Origin of the sequence: Nocardioides nematodiphilus (genome assembly GCF_020216525.1) — a bacterium.
GTDB lineage: Bacteria > Actinomycetota > Actinomycetes > Propionibacteriales > Nocardioidaceae > Nocardioides > Nocardioides nematodiphilus.
In genome coordinates this window covers 23,726-40,978 of sequence record NZ_JAIWOY010000004.1, presented here as the reverse complement: position 1 = coordinate 40,978, position 17,253 = coordinate 23,726, and the positions used below count along the sequence as shown (strand labels likewise).

Annotated in this window: 18 protein-coding genes; 4 read left to right on the top strand and 14 right to left on the bottom strand. The window is 73.6% G+C overall.

The window, feature by feature from the left end; all coding sequences use genetic code 11:
• Positions 1–56: 56 nt before the first annotated feature.
• From KSO98_RS08310 to KSO98_RS08255, 12 genes are read right to left on the bottom strand one after another with little or no spacing between them, the layout of a single operon-like run.
• Positions 57–599 (bottom strand): nucleoside deaminase, encoded by a 543-nt coding sequence (locus KSO98_RS08310; protein ID WP_225284755.1) that lies wholly within the window; start codon positions 597–599, stop codon positions 57–59.
• On the bottom strand, positions 596–3,253 hold the full coding sequence (locus tag KSO98_RS08305; RefSeq protein WP_225284752.1) for a molybdopterin-dependent oxidoreductase: 2,658 nt from the start codon (positions 3,251–3,253) through the stop codon (positions 596–598). Before KSO98_RS08305 ends, KSO98_RS08310 begins: the two co-directional genes overlap by 4 nt.
• Entirely contained in the window at positions 3,250–4,038 is a 789-nt protein-coding gene (locus tag KSO98_RS08300) for an FAD binding domain-containing protein (protein ID WP_225284749.1), read from the bottom strand. Before KSO98_RS08300 ends, KSO98_RS08305 begins: the two co-directional genes overlap by 4 nt.
• Entirely contained in the window at positions 4,038–4,844 is an 807-nt protein-coding gene (locus KSO98_RS08295) for a MurR/RpiR family transcriptional regulator (protein WP_225284748.1), read from the bottom strand. The genes KSO98_RS08300 and KSO98_RS08295 overlap by 1 nt, the downstream gene beginning before the upstream one ends.
• On the bottom strand, positions 4,831–6,087 hold the full coding sequence (locus KSO98_RS08290; protein ID WP_225284747.1) for an allantoate amidohydrolase: 1,257 nt from the start codon (positions 6,085–6,087) through the stop codon (positions 4,831–4,833). The genes KSO98_RS08295 and KSO98_RS08290 overlap by 14 nt, the downstream gene beginning before the upstream one ends.
• Positions 6,084–7,304 carry a pyridoxal-phosphate-dependent aminotransferase family protein gene (locus KSO98_RS08285; protein ID WP_225284742.1) on the bottom strand — a complete coding sequence of 407 codons (1,221 nt, stop codon included), beginning with the start codon at positions 7,302–7,304 and terminating at the stop codon, positions 6,084–6,086. The genes KSO98_RS08290 and KSO98_RS08285 overlap by 4 nt, the downstream gene beginning before the upstream one ends.
• Positions 7,301–8,638, bottom strand: coding sequence for an allantoinase AllB (allB, locus tag KSO98_RS08280; RefSeq protein ID WP_225284741.1), 1,338 nt, complete (start codon positions 8,636–8,638; stop codon positions 7,301–7,303). Before allB ends, KSO98_RS08285 begins: the two co-directional genes overlap by 4 nt.
• A gap of 4 nt (positions 8,639–8,642) precedes the next feature.
• Positions 8,643–9,476 carry a factor-independent urate hydroxylase gene (pucL, locus tag KSO98_RS08275; protein ID WP_225284740.1) on the bottom strand — a complete coding sequence of 278 codons (834 nt, stop codon included), beginning with the start codon at positions 9,474–9,476 and terminating at the stop codon, positions 8,643–8,645.
• Positions 9,476–9,799: a hydroxyisourate hydrolase gene (gene uraH, locus KSO98_RS08270; RefSeq protein WP_225284739.1), complete on the bottom strand. Its 324-nt coding sequence runs from the start codon at positions 9,797–9,799 to the stop codon at positions 9,476–9,478. The genes pucL and uraH overlap by 1 nt, the downstream gene beginning before the upstream one ends.
• Positions 9,792–10,292, bottom strand: a complete 501-nt coding sequence (gene uraD / locus KSO98_RS08265; RefSeq protein ID WP_225284738.1) for a 2-oxo-4-hydroxy-4-carboxy-5-ureidoimidazoline decarboxylase — start codon at positions 10,290–10,292, stop codon at positions 9,792–9,794. The genes uraH and uraD overlap by 8 nt, the downstream gene beginning before the upstream one ends.
• A gap of 55 nt (positions 10,293–10,347) precedes the next feature.
• A complete protein-coding gene (locus tag KSO98_RS08260; RefSeq protein ID WP_225284732.1) occupies positions 10,348–11,919 on the bottom strand; it encodes an amidase in 1,572 nt (523 codons plus the stop codon).
• Between the two features lie 57 nt (positions 11,920–11,976).
• The gene (locus KSO98_RS08255) at positions 11,977–12,354 is read right to left on the bottom strand and encodes a YidH family protein (protein WP_225284730.1); all 378 of its coding nucleotides are present in this window, start codon (positions 12,352–12,354) and stop codon (positions 11,977–11,979) included.
• A 38-nt stretch (positions 12,355–12,392) separates the two neighbouring features.
• On the opposite strand from KSO98_RS08255, the gene KSO98_RS08250 reads away from it, so the two are divergent.
• On the top strand, positions 12,393–13,196 hold the full coding sequence (locus KSO98_RS08250) for a thioesterase family protein (RefSeq protein ID WP_225284729.1): 804 nt from the start codon (positions 12,393–12,395) through the stop codon (positions 13,194–13,196).
• Between the two features lie 199 nt (positions 13,197–13,395).
• Here the strand turns inward: KSO98_RS08250 and KSO98_RS08245 are convergent, their stop codons facing one another.
• The gene (locus tag KSO98_RS08245; RefSeq protein ID WP_225284728.1) at positions 13,396–14,274 is read right to left on the bottom strand and encodes a hypothetical protein; all 879 of its coding nucleotides are present in this window, start codon (positions 14,272–14,274) and stop codon (positions 13,396–13,398) included.
• A 134-nt stretch (positions 14,275–14,408) separates the two neighbouring features.
• Here KSO98_RS08245 and KSO98_RS08240 point away from each other — a divergent pair, with 134 nt between their 5' ends.
• From KSO98_RS08240 to KSO98_RS08230, 3 genes are read left to right on the top strand one after another with little or no spacing between them, the layout of a single operon-like run.
• Complete coding sequence (locus tag KSO98_RS08240; protein ID WP_225284727.1) at positions 14,409–15,080, top strand: (deoxy)nucleoside triphosphate pyrophosphohydrolase; 672 nt, start codon at positions 14,409–14,411, stop codon at positions 15,078–15,080.
• A gap of 10 nt (positions 15,081–15,090) precedes the next feature.
• The gene (mshB, locus tag KSO98_RS08235; protein ID WP_225284722.1) at positions 15,091–16,005 is read left to right on the top strand and encodes an N-acetyl-1-D-myo-inositol-2-amino-2-deoxy-alpha-D-glucopyranoside deacetylase; all 915 of its coding nucleotides are present in this window, start codon (positions 15,091–15,093) and stop codon (positions 16,003–16,005) included.
• Entirely contained in the window at positions 16,002–16,388 is a 387-nt protein-coding gene (locus tag KSO98_RS08230; RefSeq protein WP_225284720.1) for a hypothetical protein, read from the top strand. Before mshB ends, KSO98_RS08230 begins: the two co-directional genes overlap by 4 nt.
• Here KSO98_RS08230 and KSO98_RS18825 read toward each other — a convergent pair.
• Positions 16,345–17,214, bottom strand: a complete 870-nt coding sequence (locus tag KSO98_RS18825) for a GNAT family N-acetyltransferase (RefSeq protein WP_225284718.1) — start codon at positions 17,212–17,214, stop codon at positions 16,345–16,347. The genes KSO98_RS08230 and KSO98_RS18825 overlap by 44 nt on opposite strands.
• Positions 17,215–17,253 lie beyond the last annotated feature (39 nt).

Sequence of the window (17,253 nt, the reverse complement as noted above, 5' to 3'; positions counted from 1 at the left end):
CAGCGTGGTGTCGATCAGGCCGCGGTGACGATCGAGCGCTGGCGGTTGCCGTGCCCTCAGTAGTCCGTCCGGTCCGCCTTCGCCAACCAGGCCTCGAACGGAGCGCGTCGGGTCTCGAGCGGCACGGCGTGCACGACCAACGGCCAGCCGAGACGCTCGGCCGCGTGCCCGCCGGCCTCGCCGCCGAACAGGTCGTAGAAGGTGCGGTCATCGAAGCCGCCGTCGGCCGCATCGTGGCGGTCGGCCGCGTAGACGACGCGGTCCAGGCGCGCCCACAGCGAGGCCGCGAGACACATCGGGCACGGCTCGCACGACGTGTAGAGGACGCAGCCGTCGAGGGAGAAGTCGCCGATCTGCTCGCAGGCGGCGCGGATCGCGCAGACCTCGGCGTGCGAGGTCGGGTCGAGGTCCCGGGTGACCCGGTTGACGCCCGGCGCGAGCAGCTCGCCGTCGCGCACGATCAGGGCGCCGAAAGGGCCGCCGCCCGCGGCGACGTTGGCGACGGCCAGGTCGATGACCTGCTGCAACCAGGCCGCGTCCTCGAGGTTGCTCCCCGTGTCGATCGGGGCGGTGATCTCGACATCGTTCGTGGGGCTCATCGGGTCTCCTCGGAGGTGGTGGGGAAGAGGGCCGCGGTCAGGCGCCAGATCCGATCGCGGCTCATCGGCAGCTCGTGCGGTCGTACGCCGAGCGCGTCGCGGATGGCGTTGGCGATCGCGGGCGCGACCGGGTTGTACGGGGCCTCGCTCATCGACTTCGCGCCGCGCGGGCCGAGCGTGTCGACGGTGTCGGCAAAGAGGACCTCCGTGACGGGGACGTCGCCGATCTGCGGCACCCGGTAGTGACGCAGCACGCGGGTCACCACTTCGCCGTCGGCGAGCACCAGCTCCTCCTGCAGGGCGGTCCCGATCGCCTGGGCGACGCCACCCTCGACCTGCCCGCGCAGCTGCTCGGGGTTGATCACCCGGCCAGCATCGACGGCCTGGACGCTGCGCAGCAGCCGGACCTCGCCGGTGCCGGGGTCGACCGCGACCCGGACGGCGTGGACGTTGAACGCGACCGACCGGGGGGAGCCGGTGTGCTCGGCCTCCGCCCAGACGTCCTCGGCCGGCGGGCCGTCGAGTCCCTCGAGCGCAGCCGCCAGCGAGCGCGCCGCCTGGGCCACCGCCATCCCGGCGACCACGGATCCGGTCGACCCGAAGGCTCCGGAGTCGTAGGCGGAGGTGGCGGTGTCGGAGGCGACCAGCCGGACCTCGGCGGGGGAGATCCCGAGCTCCTCGGCGACGATCTGGACGTGCACGGTCGCGGTGCCGTTGCCGAACTCCGCGGTCCCGACGCTGACCGACGCGGTGCCGTCGGGGTGCATCGTCACGCGTGCGGTGGAGTAGTGGCCGCGCGGAGGGATGGTCGCGATCATCGCGACCGCCATGCCCTCGCCGGTCCGCCAGCCCTCCGGCACAGCGGGGTCGGGCGACGGATCGGAGGTGAGCGCCTGCTCGGCCAGGTCGAGGCACTGGTCGAGTCCGTACGAGCCGAAGACCAGATCGCCGCCCGCGGGTCCGTTGACGACGAAGTCGTCGCCCGGCACGACCACGTTGCGCCGGCGGATCTCGTACGGGCTGATGCCCACCTTCCGGGCGAGCTCGTCCATCGCGGACTCGATCGCGAAGATCACCTGGCCCAGGCCGTAGCCGCGGAACGCACCGCTGGGGACGTTGTTGGTGTACACCGCCTCCGCGTCGAGGCGCTTGTTGGCGCAGCGATAGATCGCGATCGACTCGTGGCAGCCGTGGAACATCACGCCGGGGCCGTGGTTCCCGTACGCGCCCGTGTCGCTCAGCACGTCGACCTTCAGCGCCGTCAGCACCCCGTCGGCGTCGGCGCCGAGCTCGACGCCGACCCGCATCGGGTGGCGCATCGGAGTGGTTGCGAGCACCTCCTCGCGGCTGAGCTCGAGCTGGACCGGGCGGCGGATGCCGTGCGCCTCGAGCCGGACCGCCGCGAGGGCGAGCACGTCCTCGACGAGCATCTCCTGCTTGCCGCCGAACCCGCCGCCGACGCGGGCGGCCAGGACGCGCACGGTGTCCGGGTCGCGCTTGAGGATGTGGGCCAGCTCGTCACGTACGAGGAACGGCACCTGCGTGCTGGTGCGCACGACGAGGGTGCCGTCCTCGGCGATCCAGGCCCGCCCGCCGTGGGTCTCCAGGGCGACGTGGCTGACCCGGGCCGTCTGCCAGGTGCCGGTGACGCGGTGGGCCGCGGTGCGCAGCCCGAGTGCCACGTCGCCCACCTCGCCGTGGCTCTGCGCGACGACGTTGCGTCCGGGGTCGGCGATCCGGCTGTCGTGCTTCTCGCCGTGCAGCAGCGGGGCGCCGGGGAGCCGGGCCGCGTACGGATGCAGCACCGAGGGCAGCACCTCGTAGGTGACCGCGACGAGGGCGGCCGCGCGGTCGGCGGCGGCCGCGGACTCGGCGACCACCGCCGCCACCCGCTGGCCGATGTGGCGCACCACCCGGTCGAGGATCAAGGTGTCGTCCGGGTCGTCCTCGCGGCTCTGGTGCCGGGCGGTGGAGAAGAGCACGCCGGGGTCGTCGTCGGGGGTCAGCACCAGCACGACCCCCTCGACCGCCTCCGCCGCGGTGGTGTCGATTGCGGTGATGCGGGCGTGCGCGTACGGGCTGCGGACCAGCCGCATGTGCAGGACGTCGGTGTCGGCCAGGTCGAGGGTGAACGGCTCGGCGCCGCACACGACACGCGGACCGGCCGGCGCCGGCAGCGAGGTGCCGAAGACCTCTGCGCCCACGGCCCCGGGCGCCGTGTTGCAGGTGCCGGTGAGGGCGTCGCGGATCGAGCGGTAGCCGGTGCAGCGGCACAGGTTGCCCTTGAAGGTTCGCTCGGGGTCATCGACCTCGACGGTCCCGTCGGGGCCGGCCAGGGCGCTGGCGGTCACCACCCAGCCCGGGGTGCAGAAGCCGCACTGGAAGCCGGCCGCCTCGACGAAGCGGCGCTGGACCGGCGAGAGCTCCTCGGGGGTGCCGAGCCCTGCGGCCGTGGTCACCTCGGCGCCCGTCGCCCGCAGTGCGGGCGTGATGCAGGAGTGCACGGGCGCGCCGTCGAGCAGGACGGTGCAGGCGCCGCAGTCGCCGGCATCGCAGCCCTTCTTCACCGAGGTGTCGCCCTGGGCGCGGATCCAGGTCCGCAGGCACTGCCCGGGCGCGGGCGAGGCCTCCACGGGCACTCCGTTGAGCCTCATGACAGCACCCGGCAGACCGTCTCGACGGCGAGGCGGCGGGTCATCGCCGCGCGCCAGTCAGGCGCGCCGTGGGGGTCGGCGTACCACTCGTGGATCGTGTCGATCGCGGCACCGACCTCGGCCTCCGAGGCGACCTCGAGCACGAGCGGGCGTGGCGTCGAGCCGGCGATGGTGAGCGTCGCGCCGCGCGCGTCGCGCCGGGCGATCACCATCGCCGAGGTGCGTCCGTACGGGGTCAGCGCGATCCGGGCGAAGGCGTACGACGCGGCCAGCGCCGCGGGGGCGACCTCGAGGGCGCGCAGCACCTCGCCGCGGGTCAGGGAGGTGAGGCCGGGGTCGCGTACGAGCGTGGCGACCGGCTCCCGGCGCTCGCCGCCGTCGGGGGTCCAGATCACGGCCTCCGCGTCGAGTGCGGTGAGCAGCGCGATCATCGCGCCGGCCGGAAGGGCCAGGCAGACGTTGCCGCCGACGGTCGCCGCGTGCTGGACCTTGAAGGACATCAGCAGCGAGTCGGCGCACTGCCCGACCAGATCGGCGACGGCGCTCGGCCACGGCCAGGCGTGGAGCTGCGCGATCGTGCAGGTGGCGCCGATCCGCACCCCGCCCGACGACAGCTCCTCGAGCGGCGCCCAGCCCAGTGAGCCCAGATCGACGAGGCCGGTGAGGCCGGGCTGCGGCTCGGAGAAGAGCCAGGTGCCGCCGGCGAGGTACGTCTCGCCGGGCGTGAGCGCCAGATCGGCACGTCCGGTCGCGCGGCGATGGCCGGTCACAGTGGTCAGGTCCATCACTCCACCTCGCCGAGCAGGTCGTAGTGGGTGGTGATCGCGACGATCCGATCGCGCCCGTCCTCGCCGCGGGCCGCGAGGACCCCGTCGGCGAGGGCGGCCGCGAGGCTCATCGCCGGCGCGTAGCTGTCGAAGGCGAGCGAGCCCGGCAGCCCGCACTCGAGCCGGATCACCCCGGGGGAGTGCGCGGCCGAGGGGTCGGCGATCAGGACGACCTGCGCCCCGGTCGCGGCGGCCGCGCCGAGGAACGCGGCGAACCCGCGTGGCCGGCGCCGGAAGCCGACCGCCACCACCACGTCGTCGGCGCCGAGCCCGGTCAGCTCCTCGCCGACCACCTGGCCCGGCGAGGGGGCCACGGTGACGTCGCGCCGCGCCTGGATGAGCTGCTCGCGCAGGTGCAGCGCGACCGGATAGCTGTTGCGCCAGCCGACGACCAGCACCCGCCCGCCCGCGGCGATGACCGAGGCGGCCTCGGCGAGCTGCGGCTGCGCCAGCGCGGCACGGATCGCCTCGGCCTCGGCGACCGCGTGCCCGACCAGATCGACCGGGCCGGTGTCGCGGGAGGAGCGCGGCTCCCCGGCGAAGCGCACCGCCCGGAGCTGGTCGCGGACCTCGTCGAAGCCGGCGTAGCCCAGCGAGCGGAAGAGCCGGCTCATCGTCGCCTTCGAGACGCGGGCGAGATCGGCGAGCTCGCCCGCGCGGTAGGTCCCGAGGTCGTCGAGGTGGGCGAGCAGGCAGTCGGCCGCGCGGCGCTCCTGCGGCGACAGCTCGGCGCGATGGGTCGCGATCCGCTCAGCGATCTGCATGCCACACCTCCGCCACGCCGAGCACCGCCCGCTCGAGCGCGTCGATCCCGTGGGCGACGTCGATCTCGCGGACCTCCTCGGCCGGGTGGTGGCTGATGCCGTCGCGGCATCGCACGAAGAGCATCCCGATGTCGGCGATGGAGGCGACGGCCATGGCGTCGTGACCCGCCCGGCTCCACAGGGCCATCGGCTCGCTGTCGCCGGTCGTGGTGATCGCCGTGCGGATCACCTCCTGGAGCCAGGACGCACAGGGGGCCACCGATGCGCGGTGCTGCTCGCTCACCTCCACGGTGAGCCCGCGCTGGGCACAGATCCGCTCGATCTCCGCACGCATCCGGTCCCACATCGCGTCGCGCTCGTCGTCGGTCGCCGCGCGCAGGTCGAGGGACAGGTCGGCCTGGCCGGCGATCACGTTGACCGCACCGGGTCGGACCTCGATCTGTCCGACGGTGGCGATGCAGTCGCTCGCCCTCGCCAGCCGCTCGATCGCCACGATCGCCTCGCCGGCCCCGACCAGCGCGTCGCGACGGCGAGGGTAGGGAGTGCCGCCGGCGTGCCGAGCCTCACCGAGCACCCGCAGGTGGAAGCGACGCGCGCCGGCGATGGTGGTGACGTAGCCGAGCGAGCGGTCGGCCGCCTCGAGCTCGGGGCCCTGCTCGATGTGGGCCTCGAGGTAGGCGACGACCTGCTCCGGTCGCCGCGCGGCCTCGCCGACGCGCTCCGGGTCCAGCCCGAAGCCGGTGAACGCCTCGCGCAGGCTCACCCCGCTCTGGTCACGGAGCTCCCACCAGGCCGGATCCCAGGTGCCGGCGACCGCCTGGCTGCCGAGCAGCGCCTTCCCGAAGCGGGCGCCCTCCTCGTCGCTGAAGCCGACCACCTCGAGGGCGAACGGCAGCGGCGTCTCCTGCAGCCGCTCCGCGACAGCGATCGCCATCAGCACACCGAGCATGCCGTCGTACGAGCCGGCGTCGGGCACCGTGTCGAGGTGGCTGCCGAGCACCAGCGCGGGGGCGTCGGGCGTGGACCCCTCGCGCCGGCCCCACTGGTTGCCGGCCGCGTCGACCCAGGTCGTCAGGCCGGCGCGCTCCATCCAGGCGGCGGTGGCCCGGTTGGCGCCGGCGTGCTCGGGGGTGAGGTAGACCCGCTCCAGGCGGTCGGGTGCGGCGGTGAAGGCGTCGAGCTCGGCACAGCGCGCGAGCACCTCGGCCGCCCCGTTCCGCGCGTCGTGGCGCGGCGGCGTCACTGGTAGACCTCCGTCGCGGCGCCCACGCCGCCTCCGGCGCTGACCGGCACGCCGGCGGCGCGCAGCACCTGCTCGAGCGCGGCCAGGGTCGTCATCACCGCGTCGCGCCGGGCGTTGTAGCCCATCGTCCCGATCCGCCACACCATGCCGTGCAGCGGTCCGAAGGAGGTGCCGATCTCGATGCCGAAGTCGGTGAGCAGCGCCTCGCGTACGGCGTCTCCGCCGCTGGCGCCGAGCGTGTCGGGGATCCGGACCGCGACGACGTTGCTCATCTTGTGGGCGACGTCCCCGAAGACCTCGAGCCCCAGGCCCTGGACGCCGTGCAGCATCGCGCGGCCATGCAGCTCGTGGCGCGCGATGGCGGCCTCCAGGCCCTCCTCGACCAGCAACCGGGCGCACTCGCGCGCCGCGTACAGCATGGAGGTCGCCTCGGTGTGGTGGTTGAGCCGGCGCGGGCCCCAGTAGTCCATGATCTGGGCGAGGTCGAGGTAGTTCGACGCGATCCGTACGCCGGCATCCTGGTCGCCCTCGGCGCGGATGCCCGCCTCGACGTGCTTGCGCGCCCCGATCGCCGCGACGGCGCGTGGGCCGATCGTGATCGGCGCGGAGCCGCTCGGGCCGCCGAGGCACTTCTGCAGCCCGGCGGTCACCACGTCGAGCCCCCAGGCGTCGGTGAGCAGCGGGTTGCCGCCGATCGAGGCGGTGGCGTCGACGTAGAGCAGCGCGTCGTGGGCGCGGCAGATGGCGCCGATCTCCTCGAGCGGCTGGCACATGGTGGTGGAGGTGTCGCCCTGGACGAGCGCGACGATGCGCGGCCGCACCGCGACCAGAGCCGCCTCGACGGCCTCGGGGGCGAAGACCTCGCCCCACGGCACCTCGATGGTGTGCACCTCGGCACCGCAGCGCTCGGCGATCTCCACGAGGAGGTGACCGAAGCGTCCGAAGACCGGCACCAGCACCCGATCGCCCGGCTCGATCAGCGAGACCAGGGCGGCCTCGATGCCGGCGCGGGAGGTCCCGTCGACCAGCAGGGTCTGCTCGTTGGCGGTCGCGAAGACGTGACGGTAGAGATCCATCACCTCGGTCATGGTGGCCGTCATCCACGGGTCGAACTGGCCGACGAGCTGGGCGCTCATCGCCTGCAGCACGCGCGGGTCGACGGTGATCGGTCCCGGGCCCATCAGCAGACGGGGCGGCGGGTTGAGCGGTCCGGTCATGCGGTCCTCCTGTCCAGCTGCTCGCCCCAGCGCCAGTCCGGGTGCTCGACGTCGATGGCGTTGCCGCGCACGACGGTGTGGGTGACGCGCCCGCCGAGCCGCAGCCCGTCGTACGCGCTGATCGCGTTGCGATGCGCGAGCCGGCCGACGTCGACGCGGTGCTCGACGCCGCTGTCGTAGATCGCGACGTCAGCGTCGGCGCCGGCAGCGAGCCGGCCCTTGCGGGTGAGGCCGACCAGGTCGGCGGTGTGGCGGCTCATCCAGCGGCTGACGGTGGCGAGGGGGATGTTGCGCCGGCGGGCCTCGAAGGCCACCGCGCCGAAGCCGACCTGCAGGCCGGAGACGCCGCCCCAGGCCTGTTGCAGATCGCCGTCGCCCTGGGACTTCTCGGCCTCGGTGGCCGGCGAGTGGTCGCTGACGATGGTGTCGATGAGGCCCTCGCGCAGCGCGGCCCACAGCTCCTCGCGGTTGCCCGCGTCGCGGATCGGCGGGCAGCACTTGAACTGCGCGGCGGCGTCGGGGATCGTCTCGGCCGCGAACACGAGGTAGTGGGGGCAGGTCTCCACCGTGACCGGCAGCCCCTCGTCGCGGGCGGCCTTGATCTGGTCGAGGGCCCGGGCGCTCGACAGGTGCAGGATGTGCACCCGCGCGCCGGTCTCGCGGGCGCCGTCGAGCACCTGCCGGATCGCGGCGGTCTCGGCCTCGTGGGGTCGGGAGAGGACGAAGTCCGCGTACGCCCGGCTGGCCTCGTGCGGCGCGGCCTCGAGGACGGCCGGGTCCTCGGCGTGCACGATCATCAGCCCGTCGAAGCGGGCCACCTCGCGCAGGGCGGCGGTGAACCGGGTGGCGTCGAGGGGCGGGAACTCCTCGACGCCCGAGGGCGACAGGAAGCACTTGAAGCCGAAGACCCCGGCCTCCCACAGCGGCTCCAGGTCGGCGAGGTTGCCCGGGATCGCGCCGCCCCAGAAGCCGACGTCGACCATCAGCTCCGAGGCGGCCGCGCGCTGCTTGAGGCGCAGGTGCTCGACCGTGGTGGTCGGCGGGATCGCGTTGAGCGGCATGTCGATCAAGGTGGTGGCGCCGCCGAGCGCGGCGGCCTCGGTGGCGGAGAGGAAGCCCTCCCACGAGGTGCGGCCGGGCTCGTTGATGTGGACGTGGGTGTCGACGACCCCGGGCAGGACGTACGCGGTCTCCGGGGCATGCAGCACCAGCCCCTCGACGGCGGTCTCGAGCGGCTCCACCGACTCGATCCGGCCATGGCGCAGCACCAGCGTGGCGGGCGCGAAGTCGTCCCCGACCAGCACGCGCTGGCCCTTGATCGCGTCGATCCTCACGCGCTCACCTGCTCACCGTCGCGCTGATCAGCCCGTACGGGCGGTCGGCGGCGAAGAAGACCTCACCCGGGTTGTCGAGCCCGAACGGCGCCAGGTCGACCAGGAAGTGGTGCTTGTTGGGGCAGGTGATGTGGATGCTCGCGACGTGCGGCACGGCGTCCAGCACGGCGGCGCCCATCGCGTTGATGGTCTGCTGCAGCGCGAGGCTGTGGGTGTCGGCGAAGGCGGCGAGCAGGCCCGCACGGGCGGTCGCGTAGGAGGCGTCGAAGTCCACGTCCACGGCGTCGGCGGCATAGGTCCAGATCGCGCTGACGCTGGTCGCCAGGATCCGGTCGTCGGTCTCCGGCAGGGTCGTGTAGTGGTCACGGGGGAAGCCGTGGAACTCGCTGTCGGTGGACTTGAGCACCACGAGGTCCGTCAGGCCGGCGCGGATCGTGGTGATCGGCCCGTCCGCGTCGACGTACGCCACCCGGGTCTCCTGGCCCGAGCGGGCGAACGAGTGCCCGTTCTGCGGCAGTCGCTCCCAGGCGTACGACTCCGCGCTGAGCTCGATCCCGGAGACGTACGGCTGGCGGCCCCAGTGCTCGGCCAGCGCCAGCAGGAAGGTCTCGGGGGAGTCGACGCCGTGCTCGCGGGCGAAGGCGTAGACGGTGTTCTTCTGGGTGTCGGTGGCGTGGACGTGGCTGTTGTCGCCCTCGAGGTAGGCCGACGCGAAGTCGCCGCGCAGCTGGGTCGTCACGTTGAGGTCGTGCAGCACGTGGGTGGGATCGGCCCGGTCGACCTTGACGATCCGCACCTCCGCCTTGCCGTGCTGGAGGTCGGCGAGCTGGTAGGGCATCAGGACCCCTTGTAGGTGGTGTAGGCGAACGGGCTGAGCAGGACCGCGACGTGGTGGTGCTCCCCGGCGGTGACGGTGAACGCGACGACGACCTCGGGGTGGAAGGTCGCCCGGTCCTGGCCGGCGAACCACCGCCCGGTGGCGAAGCTCAGCCGGTGCACGCCCGCGGGCACCTCGCCCAGCGAGGCGCGGCCGTCGTCGTCCGTACGGGCCTGCGTGGTGCTCCCGTCCTCGAGTGCCAGCGTCAGGTCGAGACCCGCTGCCGGGCGCCCGAGGGCGGCGTCGAGCACGTGGGTGCTGAGGGTGGTGCTGGGACTAGGCACGCGGGATCAGTCCTTCGAGTCGGAGCAGGGCGATCTCGCCCAGCTGCTGCTTGGTCACCGCACGCTCGGTGTCGGGGTCGTTGTCGAGGCGCTCCTCCAGGAGGTCGAGCAGCTCATCGGCGCTGCGGCCGGCGGCACGCACGAGGTAGATCCGGCCGAATCGCGCCTCGTAGCGGGCGTTGCCGTGGCGGAGGCGCTGCTGGACCTCGCTGTCCGCCGGATCGACGCCGGCCTGCTCGCGGGTCGACATCACGGCCGAGGCGGTGTCGCCGCTGGGCCGCTCGCCGATCCGGGGGTGGTCGGCGAGGGCGGCCTCGACCTCCGCGTCGGTCCAGGCGGCCGCCGCGTCGCGGGCCCGCTGGAGGAGCGCGGCCGTGTCCGGATAGGGGCGGGCGGCGACGATGTCGGCGGGCCACGACGCGATCCGTACGCACGGGGCGAGCAGCTCCGTCGCCTGCGCGGCGTCGAGCCGGTTGAAGGTCGCGAGGTCCATGCCCCGACGCTAGGAAACGGATGTTTCAGCCGGATGACACCTGTTTCGCCGGATGTTAAAAGTGCCGACCGACCGCCAGGTCGAGCAGATCGCGGTCGCGCCCGGGGCCTGCCAGCAGGCAGACACCGGCCGGAAGATGATCCTCGGTCTCCAGCGGGATGCTCACCGCCGGCAGGCCCCCGAGTCCGGCCAGGCAGGTCAGGCGCATCGTCGCGTCCCGGACCCGCTGGAGCCCGTCCGCGCCCGCTTGGGCGACGGGTGCCACCGAGGAGGCACTGGGCAGCATCAGCACGCGGTCGCCGACGAGCTCGCGGATGCGGGCGCCCGCGGCCTGAGCGGTCGTACGGGCCGCGTCGGCCTCGTCCGCGGTGATGCTCGCCGCCCGCTCGAAGCGTCCGCGCACGTCGTCGCCGAGGGTGTCGAGCCGCCCGGCGAGCCAGTCTCCGTGGCGCTGCCAGGCCTGCCACGCCTGATGGGTCTGGAACGCGGTGAGCCAGTCGCCGAGCCCGCTCAGCGGCCAGCGTTCCTCGCGGACGTCCAGGGCGTGGTCGCGACGCCAGCGGGCGATGGCCGCCGCGACATCGGGGTCCGCGAGCTCCATCAGCTCGGGCACGACGACGAGGGGCGTGGCGTCGCTCCGGGGCTGATCGGGCAGGAGCACCTCGCCGACCGCGCGCAGCCTCTCGGCGTCGCGGGTCAGCCAGCCCACCGCGTCGTACGCGGGCGCGAGCGGCAGCAGACCGGTCGCCGGGACGGCGCCGTGGGTCGTACGGATGCCGTAGAGCCCCTGGTAGGCGGCCGGGACCCGGATCGAGCCGCCGGTGTCGGTGCCGAGCCCGATGCTCGCGTCGCCGAGCGCGACCGCGCTGGCACTGCCGGAGGTCGAGCCGCCGGAGATGCGGTGCGGTGCCCGCGGGTTGGGCGGGGTGCCGTAGTGGGCGTTGGTGCCGGCCAGGCTGTAGGCGAACTCGTCGGTGCGGGCGATGCCGCGGATCTGCGCGCCGGCCTCGAGGAGCCGCTGGACGGCGTACGCGTGCGCCGGCTCGCGCGCGGCCTGCGCGAGCCACGCCGGGTTGCCCGCGCCGATCGGGTGCCCGGCGACGGCGTAGAGGTCCTTGACCGCGATCGTCTCGCCGGCGAGCGGCCCGCTCGCGGCGGGGGACGGGACGAGCGGTGCGCCCACGACCCGCCAGATCCGGGTGTCCAGGGCGGGCGCCGGGGCGGCCACGTGGGCCGCGGTCACCTTCCAGCCGCCTTCGCCCGTGCCGCCGTCAGTGCCGCCGTCCGTGCCGCCGTCCGGGCCGGGGAGGCGTGCCCAGAGCTGGGTCTGCTGTCCGCGCCCGCCGGTGGCGAGCTCGGTGATCGCCACGACCAGCGCGTGGTCCTCGTCGATCGTCTGGACGTGGGTCTCGACGATCCGGCGCCTCGGGGCTCCGCCGCGTCCGCTGCGGAAGGCGCTGATCTGGTCGTGCCCGACCAGCAGGCCGTGGGCGTCGCCGCGCAGGGTGTCGGGCCCCGGGGCGAAGAGCCGGTCCAGCGCGGTCAGGTCGTCGGCCATCAGGGCGGTCTCGTACGCGTCGAAGGCCTCGAGGAGTCCGGCCGGTGCCGGAGGCGGCGCTGCGGTCATGTGCCGACCGTACGAAACGGACGTTTCAGTGAGGTTGCAGCGCGATGCCGACTCGCGTCAGCCGACGGTGAGGGTGATCGCCAGCAGGACCGAGACCAGCACGATCGAGGCCGTGAGCAGCCAGCCGAGCGAGAAGTGCGGCAGCGGCTGACGCAACCGCATCGCCCGCTCGACCTTCGCCCAGCGGACGAAGGCGAGCAGCGTGCAGAGCGCGCCGACGACGAGGAGGGTGAGGACCACGATGCCGCGGAGCCACGACGTCTGCGGCAGCTGCAGCGAGTGCAGCGCCACCGCGCCCGCCAGCATCGCGAGCGCGGTGCGGACCCAGGACAGGAACGTGCGCTCGTTGGCCAGGCTGAAGCGCGGGTCCGGCTCCTCGCCGACGTCGTAGACGTAGGAGGGCTTGCGCGGCGGGTGCGGCTCATGGGGGGCCATGGCGACATCATGGCGCGGGCGGTGGATAGGTTGCGGTGGTGGCCACCGAATACGACCGTGACATCTCCGTGAACTCCGTCGCCGAGGGCACCTACGACGCCGACCTCAGCGCCGGCTGGATCGTCGGTGGCGGGATCAACGGGGGCTACCTGCTGGCCACGATCGCCAACGCCGTCCGGGCGTCGGTGCCCGGCAAGCCCGACCCGATCAGCATCAGCGCCTACTACCTGAGCGCGTCGCTGCCCGGCCCCGCGACCGTCACGACCACGGTCAAGCGCGACGGCGGGTCGATCGCGACGGTCGCCGCCGAGCTGAGCCAGGGCGACGACGTCCGGATCACCGCGCTGGCCACGTACGGCGATCTCTCCACGCTGCCCGACACGGTGGAGCGCAGCTCCGACGTGCCGGACTTCCCGCCGCTCGAGCAGTGCGTGCCGAACACGATGGCGCCCGAGGAGATGCGCGCCATGGTGCCGATGATGGAGCGCTTCGAGATGCTCTTCCACCCCGACCACATCGGTTGGGCGGTGGGGAAGCCGTCGGGCGAGGGTGTGATCAGCGCATGGTTCCGGCTCAAGGAAGGCCGCGAGCCCGACCCCATCTCGCTGCTCACGGTGGTCGATCTGCTGCCGCCGGTCACCTTCGATCTGGGTCGCCCGGGCTGGGCGCCGACGCTCGAGCTCACCGCCCACGTCCGCGCCGTCCCGGCTCCGGGCTGGCTGCGCGTACGGCACGCGACCCGCAACGTCCTCGGCGGGATGTTCGAGGAGGACTGCGAGGTCTGGGACTCCACCGGCCGCCTCGTCGCCCAGTCCCGCCAGCTCGCCCGCCTCCCGCGCTGACTCGGCCCCCGCGCACCGCTGACTCGGCCCTCGCGCACGGCTGACTTGGCCCTCGCGCACGGTCGATCTGGCCGTCACGCACGGTCGACCTGGCCCTCACGCACGGGCCGCCTGCTCGAGGGCCGACTCGAGCGTGCCGGACGGCCGAGTCGGTGGTGCCGGACGGCCGAGTGGGCGGCGCGGGACGGCCGAGTCGGCGTCAGGAGGGTGGGCGGAGAGCGACGATCCAGCGCTTGCCGGGGTGCTCGGTGACCGTCCACGGCCGCCCGCCGGACCAGGTGAGGTCCTCGGGGCCGGCCGGGGCCGCCCAGCGGCGTTCGACGAGGGCGCCGGGCCGGCCTGAGGCGAGGCCGCCGAAGCCGCGTGTTCCGTGGGAGACAGTCGCCAGATAACGGCCGCCTCGCAGGATCGCGCCCTGCATCTGCGCCACCCCGGCGTCGACCGCCACGGCCTCGACGGGGAGCCCGTCGGCGTCCAGCGCGAAGCGCGCGAGCCTGGTCGACTGGTCCCCGCGCCCGTACTCCCCGGCGATCAGCTCGCCGCCCTCCGACACCGAGAGGAACGAGTACCGGAAGCGCGACGTGTCCCCGGCCGGCGCCTGCAGATGCAGTCGTACGGGCCAGATCAGCTCACCGTCCGCAAGCCGTCGCAGGTCCTCCAGATGCGCCGAGTAGATCCCGCGCCCGGTCGCCGCGACGTGGACCCACGACCCGCTCGCGGCCAGGCCACCGGCGTGGATCGGGAGGGGTCCGAGCGTGCCGTCCTGGTTCGGCAGCGCCAGCGGCACGTGCGTGTACCGGCGGCTGCGCAGGTCGACGAACGAGATCCGTACGCCCGCCCCGGCCTTGGAGTACCAGGAGACGAGCATCAGCCTCCCGAGCGGCGTGATGCCCTGCGGCCACCAGTCCCGGTCGTGCCGGTCGGCGTGCTCCCAGGCGAACGCCCGCCGCACCCGCAGCCCCGGCGCGAGTGCCCGCCGCATCCGCCCGGTCGCCCCGGCCACCACGTCAGCCACCGACACCGGTGCTCCGACCTCCTCCCAGCGCGGGAGCGGCGTCGGGATCAGTCGCGGCAGCACGCCCCGACCCTACGGCTCGGCACGACCCGAACGATCGTTCGGCGGACGCCGCCTGCTCCCCGTGAGCCGAACATCCGTTCGCTGGGTGAGGAGCGCCCCCGGGCGCGGCACACCTGTTCGGCACAATGACTCCCATGCGACAGACTGTGGTGGCCGCGGCGATCGTGCGCGACGGGCGGGTGCTGGCGTGCCGGCGTACGGCTCCTGCGGAGGCGGCCGGGCGCTGGGAGCTGCCCGGCGGCAAGGCCGAGGCCGGCGAGACGCCGGAGGCGGCGCTGATCCGCGAGATCGGCGAGGAGCTCGGCTGCCTGATCGCGGTCGACGAGTGGCTCGACATCACGGTCCCGATCAACGATGACTACGAGCTGCGCGCCGCGCTGTGCCACGTCACCGCCGGCGAGATCCGGCCCAGGGAGCACGACGCCGTCCAGTGGCTGCTGCCCGACGAGCTCGAGACGCTGAACTGGCTCGAGCCGGACCGGCCCTTCCTCGAGATCCTGGCCGGCCCCAAGGTCGTGCAGCGGGCCTTCTTCTACGAGGAGGACGACGCGACCACCGTCGTCGAGCGGCTCACCGCCGAGGGCTGGGAGGCCGAGGCGAGCCGCGAGCGCTTCCACGGTGAGGACGACGACGAGGACCACCCGTGGCTCGTCGTCACCGACGCCCCGGCGATGCTGGTCGAGGCGATGACCGACGAGTACGACGGCTGGATGGACTTCCCCGAGGACGCGCCGGACGCCTCGATCGCGCCCGCGCCCCTGCCGGACGCCCCGAAGCGGATCAAGCGTCCTTCGTCGTCTCAGTAGGGTGGAGGCCGTGACTCAGCCGAACGTGCCTGCCCAGCGCGCCCTCTTCGTCCACGCCCACCCCGATGACGAGTCGCTCAACAACGGCGCCACGATGGCCAAGTACGTCACGGAGGGCCGCGGCGTCACCCTCGTGACCTGCACCGCCGGCGAGATGGGCGAGGTCCTCGTCCCCGAGCTCGAGCACCTCGCGGCCGACCGTGAGGACCGCCTCGGCGAGCACCGCAAGGGCGAGATCGAGGCCGCGATGAAGGTCCTCGGCGTCACCGACCACCGCTGGCTCGGCGGCTTCGGCACCTATCGCGACTCCGGCATGCAGTGGCACGAGGACGGCTACGCGATCCCCGCCGACACCACCCACGACAACGCGTTCTGGAACACCGACCTGCTCAAGGCCGCCAGCGACCTGGTCGAGATCATCCGCGAGGTCCGCCCGCAGGTCGTCGTCACGTACAACGACTTCGGCGGTTACGGCCACCCCGACCACATCCAGGCCCACCGCGTCACCCACTACGCCGTCGCGCTGGCCGCGGTGCCCAGCTTCCGCCACGACCTCGGCGAGGCGTGGCAGGTCAGCAAGGTCTACTGGTGCGCGATGTCGGAGAGCCGGATGCGCGCCGCGATGCGGGCGATGCGCGCCGCGGGCGACACCGAGTCCTTCCGGGGCATGGACCCCGAGGGCCCGATGCCGTGGTTCACCCCCGACGCCGACCTCTCCGCGATGGTCGACGGCTCGGCCTTCGCGGAGCAGAAGATGGACGCGATGCGCGCCTACCCGACGCAGATCAAGCCCGACGACGGCATCTTCAAGGCCGCCGACCACTCCGGCACCGGTCTCTCCCAGGAGTTCTACCGCCTCGCCGCCGGCACGCTCGGCCCGCTCAACGCCGACGGCCTCGAGGACGATCTCTTCGCGGGGCTGTGAGTCGCCGTCCTGCGCGCCGCAGCACGGGTGGCGGCGTCGCCCTGGGTATAGCGCTGGGGCTGGTGATCGGCGGCGCGGCGGTCGGCCTGGCCTCGGTGGCGTTGCACGGGCTGTGGTGGGGGCTGCTGCTGTCGGCGGCCGCCTCGCTCGCCGTGGTCTGGGCGCTTCCGCCGCGCTGGTGGACCCTGCCCCCGTACGCGGTCGGCTGGTGGATCCCGTTCCTCGTCGCGTGGCAGGGCCGCCGCGAGGGCGACTACGCGATCGAGAACGGCCGGTACGGCTACGCCCTGCTCATCCTCGCGATCGTGCTCCTGGCCGCCGCGATGAGCATCGCGACCCTCAGGGCGCCGGCACGAGGTAGCGCACCGCGTGGTGCTCGCTGAACCCGAGCCGCTCGTAGAGCGCCAGCGCGGGAGCGTTGTCGGTCTCGACGTGCAGCCAGGCCGTACGGGCGCCGCGCTCGGCTCCCCACTCCACCAGCTCCCCGAGCACGGCCGTCGCCAGACCCTGGCGGCGGTGGTCGGGGTCGACCGCGAGGCCGTGCAGGCACAGCCAGTCGCGGTCCAGCACGGCTGAGCCGGTCGCGTGGTCGTGGTCGGCGACGACGCGTGAGGCTGAGGCCGTCACCCGCACCGGCGTGGGCCCCACGACCTGGTTGAGCAGGCGGTGCAGCTTCGCCACCGGTGCCGCCTGGAACGACGCGTCCCCGCGCCCCAGCGGCACCCAGCCCGCGTCCCCGAACGCCACCTCGGTCTCCGAGCCTCGCTCGACCTGCGCCATCGGCGCGCGGTCCCGCTCGGCGTAGAACCCCACGACGTGTTCGACCGCTCGATCGATCGTGTCCGTGCCGGGTCGACCCATGGCCAGGCAGGAGTTGGCCCGCTTGAGCAGCCGCGTGCCGGTGTCGGGGGAGGAGCGCAGCACCCACTCGCCGAATGCGACGGTCTCGACGTCGGGTACGAGTGCGAGCCCGCGCAGCTCCGCCTCGCGTGCCGAGACGCGCATCAGGTGGGAGGGCTTCGGCGGCACCGGCTTGCCCGACACGATGTCGGCCAGCGCGATCTCCACGGGAGCCGAGTCGGCCGGGGCGAGGGTCATGGCGCCGTCGCCCCACGCGGTGCAGATGCCGAGCGCGTCGATGAACGCGGGACCTCCCGTCGGGCCGGTCTCACCGCGTACGAGACGACGGATCACGACGCGTTGGCCCACGACATGTGGACCTAGCAAGTGCTCGGGCACGCCGAGATA

Excerpts from the sequence above, each read along its gene's own strand:
- KSO98_RS08310 (WP_225284755.1), bottom strand. The coding sequence starts at position 599 with ATGAGCCCCACGAACGATGTCGAGATCACCGCCCCGATCGACACGGGG.
- KSO98_RS08305 (WP_225284752.1), bottom strand. The coding sequence starts at position 3,253 with ATGAGGCTCAACGGAGTGCCCGTGGAGGCCTCGCCCGCGCCCGGGCAG.
- KSO98_RS08300 (WP_225284749.1), bottom strand. The coding sequence starts at position 4,038 with ATGGACCTGACCACTGTGACCGGCCATCGCCGCGCGACCGGACGTGCC.
- KSO98_RS08295 (WP_225284748.1), bottom strand. The coding sequence starts at position 4,844 with ATGCAGATCGCTGAGCGGATCGCGACCCATCGCGCCGAGCTGTCGCCG.
- KSO98_RS08285 (WP_225284742.1), bottom strand. The coding sequence starts at position 7,304 with ATGACCGGACCGCTCAACCCGCCGCCCCGTCTGCTGATGGGCCCGGGA.
- pucL (WP_225284740.1), bottom strand. The coding sequence starts at position 9,476 with ATGCCCTACCAGCTCGCCGACCTCCAGCACGGCAAGGCGGAGGTGCGG.
- uraD (WP_225284738.1), bottom strand. The coding sequence starts at position 10,292 with ATGGACCTCGCGACCTTCAACCGGCTCGACGCCGCGCAGGCGACGGAG.
- KSO98_RS08260 (WP_225284732.1), bottom strand. The coding sequence starts at position 11,919 with ATGACCGCAGCGCCGCCTCCGGCACCGGCCGGACTCCTCGAGGCCTTC.
- KSO98_RS08255 (WP_225284730.1), bottom strand. The coding sequence starts at position 12,354 with ATGGCCCCCCATGAGCCGCACCCGCCGCGCAAGCCCTCCTACGTCTAC.
- KSO98_RS08240 (WP_225284727.1), top strand. The coding sequence starts at position 14,409 with ATGCGACAGACTGTGGTGGCCGCGGCGATCGTGCGCGACGGGCGGGTG.